We start from the raw sequence: 11,461 nt of genomic DNA on the forward strand, positions 1-11,461 counted from the left end.
GAGTCGAACGCGCGGACGGCAGAGCCGTCCACCTACGTTTACAGATCCACTGACAAATAGGCCGACGCCAGGCGCCCGTTGATCACGTCATAGGCGCCGGCGCCGCGCAGCTCCCAGCCGTAGGTATCGAACACATTGTTCACCGCGACCCGCAGCGAGGCCGGCTGCTGCCCCAGCGTGAAGCGGTAGCGGCCGCTGAGCGCCACCAGGGTGCGCGCGGGAATCGCGACCCGGTTGTCGACGGTGGCGGTGATGGCGCCGCTGTGCGAGGCCGTCATGTCCAGCGACAGCCCCTCCACCCAGGGCGTGCGCCAGTCCAGGTTCAGCTCCGCGCTGCGCCGGCTCATGCCGACCGGGCGCTCGCCCACCCGTCCCAGGCGCACCCCTTCGCCGGTGGCGCGCGGCCGCGACAGGACCGCGCCGGCCACCACGTTCAGGCGCGGCGTGAGGGCGCCGGCCAGCGACAGCTCCACGCCGCGGTTCTGCACGTCGCCCAGCTGCGCGTAGCGGTTGCCGGCGTCGAAGTTGAAGTAGGGCTTGCGCAGGTCGAACATGGTGGCGACCAGCTTGATCTCCGGGCTCCATGCGTAACGCAGCCCGAGGTCGCCCTGGGTGGTGCGGATCGCCGGCAGCAGCTCGTTGCGGTTGAGCGCGTTGCTGGGCGCCACCCCGCTCTCTTCCAGCCCGCGCGTGAAGCTGCCGAAGGCCACCAGCTTCGGGCCGAGATGGCTGGCGGCGGTCAGGTTGTACAGCCAGGGCTTGTCCTCGGCGGTGGCGAGCGGCAGTCCCGGCTTGTGCAGGCGCTTGCGGTAGTCGGTCTTTTGCAGGCTGAAGCCGATCTCGCCGACATCGCGCCAGCGCCCGTCGTAAGCGACTCCGCCGGTCCACTGGCGGGTGCGGTCGCGGGTCTGGGCGCCGAACACGAAGGCCGGCTCGGGCGCGGTGTAGGGGGCGTCGATCGTGGTGCGGCCGAGGTCGAAGGCTTGCGAGCCGTCGTAGCGGCGCTGGCGGTCGCGCCCGCGCACGCTGAAGTGCAGATGGTGCAGGCGCGGCCCCTCGGCCAGCACCCGCGTGGCGCGCAGTTCGCCGCTGGTGGAGGCATTTTCCGCCGGCGGATCGACGATCAGGCGCCGGTTCGCGCTGCCATCCGGGGTCACGCCGCTGAGCAGGTGGGTGAAGGCGCGGTGGTCGTTGTACAGCGAGCGGAACACGCCGGCGCGGACGGTCCAGTCGTCCCCGGCCTTCAGCGTGGCCAGGCCGCCGTAGTTCATCGCGGTGGTGCGAAAGTCGGCCCACTCCGGACCATTGAAACGGCGGCGCTCGATACACGGCGGCAGGTGGCTGCCGGCCGGCAGGAAGCTCGGCGCCTTTTCGTCGTCATAGGTTTCGGCGCGGTGCCAGAACGGGACGATCTCGAGCGCCGCGCCTGGCTGCCAGCGCAGGCTCAAGGCGGCATTGCGGTAGCGCGAGTCGGTTCCGTTGGGGTACTCGTTGGCGCCGGCGGCGCCGCCGATGCCCAGGTTCAGGCCGCGCGCCAGCGGCAGTTCGCCGTCGGCCTCGGCGTAGACGCCGCCATAGCTGTCGCCTCCCGTCACCAGGGCCAGCCTGGCCCGCTCGCCCGGCTTGCGGAAGCTGTAGTCGACGATGCCGGTCGGCGCCGGGAAAGGATAGCCCTGGGCCGAGATGCCGACCCGGATGTTGGTGGCGCGCCGGATGCGCGGTGTGAGTCCCCAGACCTGGTCGAAGTACAGGCCCTCGATGCGCGCATTGCCCGCCGCGACCGGCGAGAAGCCGCGCATGCTCGACGAGTTGTACAGGCCGATGGTCTCGCGCCCGACGCTAGTGCCGAAGGCATCCTCGGCCTGGCGCATCACGTTTTCATCGGCCCGTCCATGCAGCTGCGCGGTGCCGGGCATGGCCGGCTCGGCGGGCTGGGTGGCGGCCGCAGGAGTGGTCTGCGCCCAGGCGGGCGCCGCGGCCAGGGCCAGCAGGAGGGTCGAACGCGGGATCTTCAGCATGAGGCAATGCGCAAGTCGGAAAGCCGGGCATTATCCAGTATTGATAGGCTACTATCAATAAGACTCATGGTCTTTCAATGTTGATAGAGTATTATCGACACCATCCTTGAACTCCGGGCATTCCTAATGACGCAATTCACGCTGCCGCAAAACTCCTTCCTGCTCCTGCTGGGCGCGGTCACCCTCGCCTTTTTCTGGATCCTGCTGCCCTTCTCCGGCGCCGTCTTCTGGGGCGTGGTGCTGGCGATCGTGTTCGCGCCCGTGTACGAGCGCCTGCTGGCGTGGTTCAAAGGGCGCGCCAACATCGCGGCCTTCGCCACCCTGATGCTGATCGTCCTGATGGTGATCCTGCCCCTGATCCTGATCGCCGCCGCGCTGGCCGACCAGGCCCTCGCGCTGTACAACATGGTCAGCGCCGGCAACCTCGACTTCGACGCCATGCTGCGCCGCGTGGTGGCGGGCCTGCCCGACTGGGCCGCCTCCCTGTTCGACCGCTACCAGTCGACCATCATGGCGACCGTGCAGGACAAGCTCAGCGCCGGCGTCGCCCAGGCGAGCCAGCTGGCGGCGCGCTATGCGGTCGGCTTCGGGCGCAATGCGCTCAACTTCGTGGTCAGCATGACCGTGATGCTCTACCTGCTGTTCTTCCTGTTCCGCGACGGCCGCACCATCGCGGCGCGCATCAAGCGCGCGGTGCCGCTCGACTCGCACTACAAGAAACCCCTGTTCGACAAGTTCGTGACCGTGATCCGCGCCACCGTGAAGGGCAACGTGCTGGTGGCGGTGGCCCAGGGCACCCTGGGCGGCCTGATCTTCTGGTTCCTGGACGTCCCCGGGCCGGTGCTGTGGGGCGTGGTGATGAGCTTCCTGTCGCTGCTGCCGGCGGTGGGCGCGGCCATCATCTGGGGACCGGTGGCGGCCTACTTCCTGTTCACGGGCTCGGTCACGCAAGGGGTGGTGCTGGCCTTGTACGGCGTGCTGGTGATCGGCCTGGTGGACAACCTGCTGCGCCCCATCCTGGTAGGCAAGGACACCAAGCTGCCGGACTACCTGGTGCTGCTGTCCACGCTCGGCGGCATGGCGCTGTTCGGCCTGAACGGCTTCGTGATCGGGCCGGTGGTCGCGGCCCTGTTCATCTCGGCCTGGAGCCTGTTCGCGCGCGCCGACGAATTCCAGGGGGAGTGAAAGCGGCCCTGCGCGGCAGGGCCATCCAGCTCAGAAGTTCAGCGTGACGCTACGCGGGCAGTGGTCGCTGGTCTCGATGCGCTGGCCCGGCGCCTGCACCACGGCGGTCTTGCGCGAGCCGATGTCGGCCGGCTGGCGCGCCGCCAACGGGCCGCTCAGCACGATGTGGTCCAGGCCCGAGAAGCCCTTGCAGCCGGCCTCGACGCCGGTCAGCGGAACCTGCTGGAGCGCGCGGCTGCCGTCGTTCAGCTCCTGCCACAGGTAGCGCGTGACCACCCGGCCATCCTGGTCCTGGGCCGGTACGCCGGACGGGTTGCTGCCGTCGGCGCGCACCTTGTCCGCGGGGATCCTCGCCGCGGCTTCCTCGTCGATGCGGCGGTTGAAGTCGCCCAGCAGGACGAAATCGGGGCTGTGCCTGGCCACGCCGTCGATCCAGCGCTCGAGCGGTGCGACCTGGCGGTTCAGGACCTTGCAGGCCGGAGCGGGATCGTCGAGCAGGCGGGCCTGGTAGATCGGGGTCGGCACGATGTTGGCGCAGCCGGACTTCAGGTGCACGTTCAAGAAGCTGATCGGGCGCCCCGCCACCTTCATCTCGAGCGCCAGGCCCGGGCGCACCTTGCGCGCTTGCGGATCGGCGGGATTGTCGACCACCGCCAGGCCGCTGTCCACCGTGCAGCGGGCATCGCTGCTCAGGCTGCGGTCCCAGGCGAAGGCCACGGTCTGGAAGCCCTCGTGCGGCGCGTCGCAGACGCCGAAGCGGCCGGCGTGGCGCCCGAGCACCTCCTTGATCACCTCGCTCGATCGCACTTCCTGGAAGGCGATCACGCGCACACCCTCTTTCTCGATCAGCCCGGCGACGGTCGCCTGCAGGCCGGCCAGCTTGGCCGCGTAGTCGGCGCCCGTCAAGGCCACCGGCGCACCGCGGCCCTGGTAGGCGTTACACGGCGCCATCATGGCCGACTGCGCGGGCCCGCCCGCCAGGCGCTCGGTATCGGCGACGCACTGGCGCGCCACCTTCGCGGCCTCCTCGGTGATGGCCCCCGTTCCCGGCTGGCGGCGCGGGCGCGTGTCGCACCAGGACACGGTCTTGCAGACGGCGTTCTGGCGATCGAAGTCCTGCTGCGAACCGGCCCAGGCCATGTTGAAGGAGGCGACGCCGATCTGGGATGTTGCCGGCGCCTTGGGTTGGACACCGGTCGGATTGGCGGCGCAGCCCGCCAGAGCGGCAAGCAGGGCGGCGGGGAGCGCGAGGCGGGTTGGTGTGAAGGTGGACAGCGTGCTTTTCATCGTGAGGGCGTCTATCGTCAGTTGTGCGAGGGGAAACGGTGGATTATCGCGGAGTTCCCAGGCGGCGGCAATGCGCAAGGCTCGCCCCGCGCCAGAGTGAGCAGACGCTTGAAATAAATCGTGAGTTTTGGCACTAGAAAATTCACTAATTCTATAAAACTTGATCTAGATCATTCTTTTCCATATAGCAATGAGATATCGTTGCGCCCGTCGTCAATCCACCCACATGCACGCGCGCCCGACACGGCGCCGTAGCCCGGCAGGCCCGCTGCCGGCATCGCGTGCATTCAGTACATGTTAGCCAATACCATTTTCAGCAATCCGCGCAAGCGCCTTCCCTGCCCCACCCGTGAGACCGAGCTTCCGCTGGCAGGGGCATCCGTCCCGGCCTCGATCCTGGACGAGCTCGGGCAGGTCGTGTTCCAGACCGATCGCCACGGCAACTGGCTCTTCCTGAACCAGGCCTGGCAGATACTGAGCGGCTACGCCGTCGAGACCACGCTGGGCGCTTCCTGCCTCGCGCAGGTGCACCCGGACGACCTGGCGCGCGCCCGGTCCAGGCTCGCGCAGCTGCTCTCCGGCCGGCGCAGCCGCTGCCGGCACCAGTTGCGCCTTCGGTGCGCAGACGGCGACGTCCGCTGGATCGAGCTGTCCGCGCGCGCCACCCACGCCGCGGACGGCGCGGTGGACGGCACCCGCGGCACCCTGACCGACATCTCGGAGCGCAAGCTGGCGCTGCAGCAGCGCCGGCTGGCCGACAGCATCTTCGCCAGCGCCGGCGAAGGCATCATCGTCACCTCGGCGGAAGGACTGATCGTCGACGTCAACGGCGCCTTCGAGGCGATCACCGGCTACGCCCGCGCCGAGGTGCTGGGCAAGAATCCGCGCCTGCTCAGCTCGGGCCGGCAGGACAAGGCGTTCTACGCAGACATGTGGCGCAGCATCGGGCAAAGCGGCAGCTGGAGCGGCGAAGTGTGGAACCGCCGCAAGTCGGGCGAGTTCTACGTCGAGCGCCTGACCATCACCGGCGTGCGCGACGACGACGGCAGGCTGTCCTGCCACGTGGGCGTGTTCGCCGACATCACGCACCAGAAGCTGCAGGCCGAGCGCCTCGAGCACATCGCCCATTACGATCCGCTCACCGGCCTGGCGAACCGCCGCCTGCTGGGCGACCGCCTGCAGCAGGCCATGGTGCGGGCGCGCCGCAGCGGCACGGTCGTGGCCGTCGCCGTCCTCGACATCGACGACTTCAAGGCCATCAACAGCGTCCATGGCCATGGTTGCGGCGACGAGCTGCTGACCGCCCTCGGCCGCAGGATTCAGGACACGGTGCGCGACAGCGATACCGCCGGCCGTCCCGGCGGCGACGAGTTCCTGGTCGTGTTCGACGGTCTCGAGTCGCCCCAGGCATGCCAGCCGATGGTGGCGCGGCTCCTGCACGCGATTTCCGAGCCGCTGGCCGTCGGCGGCGCCCCGCTGCGCGTCAGCGCCAGCGCCGGCCTGGCCTTCTACCGGCACGGCGAGGACATCGGCGCCGACCAGCTGATCCGGCAGGCGTACCAGGCCATGTACGATGCCAAGGTGGCAGGAAAGAACCGCTTCCACGTCTTCGACAGCCTCGGCTACCGCGTGATGCTCGAACGCGCCGAGGAAATCGAGGTCCTCGAACGCGCGCTCGCCAGGCAGGAGTTCGCCCTGCATTACCAGCCGATCGTACACCTCGGGAACGGCGAACTGAATTCGGTGGAAGCGCTGGTGCGCTGGAATCACCCCACCCGCGGCTGCCTGCCGCCGGGCGCCTTCCTGCCGACCCTGGAGGGACACCCTCTCATGCTGGCGCTGGAGAACTGGGTGCTGGAGGAGGCATTGCGCCAGCACCTGCGCTGGCTCGATGCCGGCCTGGACGTCGCGATCAGCGTGAACATGAGCGCGGCGCAGCTGCGCCGCAAGGATTTCGTCGCGCACCTGCGCGGGCCTGCTGGCCGCCTATCCCCGCGTCAACCCGCGCCGCATCAAGCTGGAAGTGCTCGAAAGCAGCGCGCTGGACGACATCGCGCACGTCTCCAGCCTGGTCACGCAATGCGCCGAGATCGGCGTCGGATTCGCGCTCGACGATTTCGGCACCGGCTATTCCTCGCTGCGCTACCTGAAGCAGCTGCCGGCCAGGCGCATCAAGATCGACCAGAGCTTCGTGCGTAACATGCAGCAGGATCCCGACGACCTGGCGATCCTCGAGGGCATCATCGGCATGGCCGCCGCCTTCAAGCGCGAAGTGGTCGCCGAAGGCGTCGAAACCGCCGAGCACGCCGCCATGCTGGTCCAGCTCGGATGCATGCTGGCGCAGGGTTACGGGATCGCGCGCCCGATGCCTCCGGAAGCGCTGGCGCCCTGGCTGGCGGCATGGCGCCTGCCAGCCGAGGTGGCCGCATGCACGCCGCTCGAACGCGACGACGCCCTGCTGTTGAAGGCCCTGGTGGAACAGCGCGCCTGGCATGCGGCGCCGTGCGATGACGCCAGCCTGTCCGGGGCGCAGGCCTTCGATGCCTGGCTGGACCGGCACAGCCGCAAGCGCGGGCGCTGCAAGCGGCTGCTGCGGCGCGCGCTGTCCTGCCGCGACGCCTTCATGGCGCAGGCCGCCCTCCCAGGCCCTGCCGGGCCGCGCGAACAGGCCAGCCAGGCCTTTGCCGACGCGCTCAGGGAGCTGCTCCATGCTTGATGCCGGCATGCGCAAGCGGCACGCTCGCGGAGGGCGCCCATGATCAGCGCGCAACTGGCCGCCAAGCGGCGCAGCATCAAGCTGCTGGCGGTCAGCATCCTGGTGCTCGCGGGCGCGGCATTGGCCGCCGCCTACGGCTGGAGCAGCTGGCAGCTGCGCCGGCTCGAGCTGTCCAACGCCGCGATCTCGACGAGCAATCTCACGCGCGCGCTGGCCGACCAGGCCAGCTCCGCGTTCAAGATGGTCGACACGGTGCTGGTCGGGATGGTCGACCGCATCGAACACGATGGCCTGCCGGCGACCGACAAGGACGCGCTGTACCGGCTGATGCAGGATCACCTGGCGGAGCTGCCGGCCCTGCAGGGCCTGTTCGTCTACGACGCGTCCGGCACCTGGATCGTGAATTCCGCCGGCCAGTCCTTCAACGGGCGCAACAACGCCGACCGCGCGTACTTCAGGTTCCACCGCGACGCGCCGGGGCGCGAGGTGCACATCGGCGCCCCCATTCTCGGCCGCACCAGCGGGGCCTGGGTGATCCCGGTCTCGCGCCGCCTCGAGCACGCCGACGGCAGCTTTGCCGGGGTGGTGCTGGCAACCATCAAGGTGGACTTCTTCCGCAGGATCTACGAGCAGATCGAGCTGCGCCGCGACGGCAGGATCATCCTGGCGCTGCGCAGCGGCACCCAGCTGCTGGGGATGCCCTTCACCTTGACCGGCATCGGCGAAGAACTCGGCCCTACCCCGCTGTTTGCGCAGCTGGCGGCGCAACTGCCGAACGGCCGCCTGCCGGATGTGCCGGAGAACGGCAAGCTGCTCATGTACGGGGTCGCGCAGGCGGGCGACTATCCGCTGCTGGTCGCCACCGTACGCTCGCAGGACCAGGTCCTGGCGCCATGGCGCGAAACGATCTTCGCGGCCGGCGCGGCGTTGCTTGCGCTGGCGGCCGGCATGGCCGTCCTGGCGCTCTGCCTGGTGCGGCAGATGCGCCTGCGCGACCGTCTCGAGCGTGATCTGCTCGATACCAAGGCGGCGCTCGAGGCGTCGAACGCCTCGCTGCTGGTGCAGTCGCAGGTCGACCCGCTCACCGGTCTCTACAACAAGCGCTATGTCGAGCTGGCGCTCGAGCAGGAGCTCGTCCGGGCGGCCGGGGATGGCAGCACGCTCGCCGCCCTGATGATCGACGTCGACCATTTCAAGAAGTACAACGATAGCCATGGCAACCTTGCCGGGGATACCGTATTGGCGGAAATCGGCCGCGTCATCGGGTCCGGCGCTTCGCGCCCGCGCGACGTCGCCGCCCGCTTCGGCGGTGAAGAGTTCGTCGTGCTGCTGCCGGCAACGGACGCGGCCGGCGGACTGGCGGTCGCCGAAGCGATCCGCGCCAGACTGGCGCAATTGCGGCTCGCCCACCGCGCAGCCCCGTCGGGAATCATGACGGTCAGCATCGGCCTGGCCTGCAGCGCGCCGCGCCAGGACCCCGAAGGCATGCACAGCCTGCTGCGGCGCGCCGACGCCGCCCTGTACGCAGCCAAGGAAAGCGGACGCAATTGTGTCAGGTCCGATCGCACCGGATGATGCCTGGCGCAGCGCGCTTCGATGGGGGACAGCGCGGACGGGTTAGCCGGCGGCGCCGGGCCGCGCCCCATCCTGCAGGCCGCCCTGCGTTTCGTTCCACAGCGTTTCGGCGCGCATGCCGGTGCGGCAAAAACCGAGCACGGGCTTCGGCGCCGCCGCGTACAGCGCGGCGAAAGCATCCCGGTCGGCCGCGGTGATCCTGCCCGGTATGACCGGCAGGTACAGCGCCTGCAAGCCATGCTTGTGCGCTTCGGCAGCGATCTCGGCGAATGCCGGCTGGTCGCCGCCCTCGCCGTCCGGCCGGTTGCAGACCAGGGCGGCAAATCCCAGCTCGTTCAGGCGGGCGACATCTGCCGGCATGAGTTGCGGCGCGACCGCGTAGTCCTTGTCGAGTTGACGGATGGTCATGGTGAACTCCTATAGATCGATGAAAACTACATTATATTGAAATATATATTGTGTTGACATATAATGTATCCCAGTAGATTAACCGAGCCAAGCCATGCCCGACACACCGCCACTCAATTTGCACGACATGCAGGCCGCCGCGGCGCGCGCCTGCGCTCTCCTGAAAGTACTCGGCAATCCGCACCGGCTGATGCTGCTGTGCCAGCTGACACAGGGCGAATACTGCGTCAGCGAACTGGAGGCCCTGCTGGGCATCACCCAGCCCACGCTGTCGCAGCAGCTCGGCGTGCTGCGCGATGAACAGCTGGTCAGCACGCGCCGCGAAGGAAAGCAGATCTTCTACCGGATCGCCAGCAACGAGGCGCTGGCGGTCATGCAGGTGCTGTACCAGCAATTCTGTCTGCCGTCCCAAGGAGTCGCACCATGAATATCGACTGGATCCACTTCACGCCCTGGAGCGCGCTGGCCGGCGGGCTAATCATCGGCAGCGCCGCCGCCGCGTTCGTGCTGTTCAACGGCCGGATCGCCGGCATCAGCGGCATTCTCGGCGGCCTGCTGCGGCCCGCACGCGGCGACATCGGCTGGCGCCTGGCTTTCCTGCTCGGCCTGGTCGGCGCGCCGCTCGCCTACGCGATATTCGCGCCCCTGCCGCCGGCCACCGTGGCGGCCGGCGATGCGAGCCTGATCGCCGCCGGACTGCTGGTGGGGCTGGGCACCCGTTACGGCGCCGGCTGCACCAGCGGGCATGGCGTCTGCGGCCTGTCGCGGCGCTCGCCCCGTTCGCTGGCCGCCACCGCGGCCTTCATGCTGGCCGGCTTCGCCACCGTCTTCGTGGCGCGCCACCTGTTCGCTTGAGACCGAAGGACAAGGCCATGAACATCTTGATTGCACTGTTGGTCGGACTGGTATTCGGTATCGGCCTGATCGTCTCCGGCATGACCGATCCCGCCAAGGTGACCGGCTTCCTCGACCTTGCCGGGAACTGGGACCCGTCGCTGGCCTTCGTCATGGGCGGCGCCATCCTGGTCGGCCTGGTCGCGTTCCACGTCGCCGCCGGGCGCGAACGCTCGCTGCTCGGCGAAGCGATGCGCCTGCCGACGGCGACCCGGATCGACCGGCGCCTGGTGCTCGGTTCGCTGGCCTTCGGCGCCGGCTGGGGCCTGGCGGGCTACTGCCCCGGCCCGGCCCTGGCCTCGCTGGCCACGGGCGACGCCAAGCCGCTGCTCTTCACAGTGGCGATGGTGGCCGGCATGAGCCTGTTCGAACTGCTCGAATGGTTCGGCGGCCGCGGCGCCCGCGCCGGCGCGAAGGCTTGAGCGATGGACGCGCTGCCGCTGGCCGCCCTGCCCGGCCTGGCCGTCAAGGCCTTGCCCGCTTGATGCACAAGCGCGATTTTTTTTGGAGAACGACATGAACATCAACCCTGTCCAGCTGTTCGATACCGAGTCTTCCACCTTCACCTACATCCTGGCGGCGCCGGGAGAGCAGGAAGCGGTCATCATCGACCCCGTGGAGCACCATTGGGAACGCGACCTCCAGCACCTCCGCCGACTGGGCTTGAGGCTGCGCTACGTGCTCGAGACCCATGCGCATGCCGATCACGTGACCTCGGCCGGCCGGCTGTGCGCCCTCACCGGCGCGCTTGCCGCCGTCCCGGGCGGCTGCGGCATCGCGCGCGCCGAACTGCAACTGAAGGATGGAGACCTCATCCGCTTCGGCGCCGCGGAAGCGATCCAGGTCCTGCATACGCCCGGTCACACCGCCGGCAGCATGAGCTATGTCTGGCGCGGCAACGTCTTCACGGGCGACACGCTGCTGATCGATGGATGCGGACGCACCGACTTCCAGAGCGGCAGCGCCGAGGCCCTCTACGACAGCGTCGAGGGCAAGCTGTTCACGCTGCCGGACGACACGCGCATGTGGCCGGGCCACGACTACAAGGGCCAGGCGGTGTCGACGATCGGCTGGGAAAAGCGGCACAATGCGCGCCTGGCCAACCGGACACGCGAGGACTTCGTGCGGCTCATGGGCGAGCTGAAGTTGCCCAAGCCGAAACTGATCGAGATGGCGGTGCCGGCGAACCAGAACCTGGGCCTGCCGCACAGCGCTTGAAGCGGACACAAGCCTGCGCCACAAGTTCAACGGGCCCTGAGAGGGCCCGTTTTTGCAAGATTCTGGAGGCGAGGACAGGAATCGAACCTGTCTCGGCGGCTTTGCAGGCCGCTGCATAACCTCTTTGCTACCTCGCCAGAACCGAGTGTAGGCCAAGGGC

10 protein-coding genes, 1 tRNA gene and 1 pseudogene are annotated in these 11,461 nt (G+C 68.7%); 8 read left to right on the plus strand and 4 right to left on the minus strand.

What is annotated here, in order from left to right:
* Window positions 1-38: 38 nt before the first annotated feature.
* Window positions 39-2,018 carry a TonB-dependent receptor domain-containing protein gene (locus tag MasN3_RS17015; RefSeq protein ID WP_281908770.1) on the minus strand — a complete coding sequence of 660 codons (1,980 nt, stop codon included), beginning with the start codon at window positions 2,016-2,018 and terminating at the stop codon, window positions 39-41.
* Between the two features lie 126 nt (window positions 2,019-2,144).
* Here MasN3_RS17015 and MasN3_RS17020 point away from each other — a divergent pair, with 126 nt between their 5' ends.
* Entirely contained in the window at window positions 2,145-3,203 is a 1,059-nt protein-coding gene (locus MasN3_RS17020) for an AI-2E family transporter (RefSeq protein WP_281908771.1), read from the plus strand.
* A 30-nt stretch (window positions 3,204-3,233) separates the two neighbouring features.
* On the opposite strand, the gene MasN3_RS17025 is transcribed toward MasN3_RS17020, so the two are convergent.
* Window positions 3,234-4,490, minus strand: a complete 1,257-nt coding sequence (locus tag MasN3_RS17025) for a hypothetical protein (RefSeq protein ID WP_281908772.1) — start codon at window positions 4,488-4,490, stop codon at window positions 3,234-3,236.
* Between the two features lie 294 nt (window positions 4,491-4,784).
* On the opposite strand from MasN3_RS17025, the pseudogene MasN3_RS17030 reads away from it, so the two are divergent.
* The 3 genes and pseudogenes from MasN3_RS17030 to MasN3_RS17040 all read left to right on the plus strand — a co-directional run.
* Window positions 4,785-6,449 (plus strand): annotated as a pseudogene (locus MasN3_RS17030) (putative bifunctional diguanylate cyclase/phosphodiesterase); the annotation flags it as partial.
* Between the two features lie 64 nt (window positions 6,450-6,513).
* Window positions 6,514-7,206: an EAL domain-containing protein gene (locus MasN3_RS17035; RefSeq protein ID WP_441904771.1), complete on the plus strand. Its 693-nt coding sequence runs from the start codon at window positions 6,514-6,516 to the stop codon at window positions 7,204-7,206.
* A gap of 39 nt (window positions 7,207-7,245) precedes the next feature.
* On the plus strand, window positions 7,246-8,781 hold the full coding sequence (locus tag MasN3_RS17040; protein ID WP_281908774.1) for a GGDEF domain-containing protein: 1,536 nt from the start codon (window positions 7,246-7,248) through the stop codon (window positions 8,779-8,781).
* A 42-nt stretch (window positions 8,782-8,823) separates the two neighbouring features.
* Here the strand turns inward: MasN3_RS17040 and MasN3_RS17045 are convergent, their stop codons facing one another.
* Entirely contained in the window at window positions 8,824-9,189 is a 366-nt protein-coding gene (locus MasN3_RS17045) for a TIGR01244 family sulfur transferase (protein WP_281908775.1), read from the minus strand.
* A 94-nt stretch (window positions 9,190-9,283) separates the two neighbouring features.
* Here MasN3_RS17045 and MasN3_RS17050 point away from each other — a divergent pair, with 94 nt between their 5' ends.
* The 4 genes from MasN3_RS17050 to MasN3_RS17065 all read left to right on the plus strand — a co-directional run bounded on the left by MasN3_RS17050 (window position 9,284) and on the right by MasN3_RS17065 (window position 11,301).
* A complete protein-coding gene (locus MasN3_RS17050; RefSeq protein WP_281908776.1) occupies window positions 9,284-9,616 on the plus strand; it encodes an ArsR/SmtB family transcription factor in 333 nt (110 codons plus the stop codon).
* A complete protein-coding gene (locus MasN3_RS17055) occupies window positions 9,613-10,044 on the plus strand; it encodes a YeeE/YedE family protein (protein ID WP_281908778.1) in 432 nt (143 codons plus the stop codon). Before MasN3_RS17050 ends, MasN3_RS17055 begins: the two co-directional genes overlap by 4 nt.
* A gap of 17 nt (window positions 10,045-10,061) precedes the next feature.
* Entirely contained in the window at window positions 10,062-10,505 is a 444-nt protein-coding gene (locus tag MasN3_RS17060; protein ID WP_281908779.1) for a YeeE/YedE family protein, read from the plus strand.
* A gap of 94 nt (window positions 10,506-10,599) precedes the next feature.
* Entirely contained in the window at window positions 10,600-11,301 is a 702-nt protein-coding gene (locus tag MasN3_RS17065; RefSeq protein ID WP_281908780.1) for an MBL fold metallo-hydrolase, read from the plus strand.
* 63 nt (window positions 11,302-11,364) lie between these two features.
* Here MasN3_RS17065 and MasN3_RS17070 read toward each other — a convergent pair.
* Window positions 11,365-11,438 (minus strand) — tRNA-Cys (locus tag MasN3_RS17070).
* Window positions 11,439-11,461 lie beyond the last annotated feature (23 nt).

It is taken from the genome of Massilia varians, from assembly GCF_027923905.1.
In the GTDB taxonomy this organism is placed as follows: Bacteria; Pseudomonadota; Gammaproteobacteria; order Burkholderiales; family Burkholderiaceae_D; genus Telluria; species Telluria varians_B.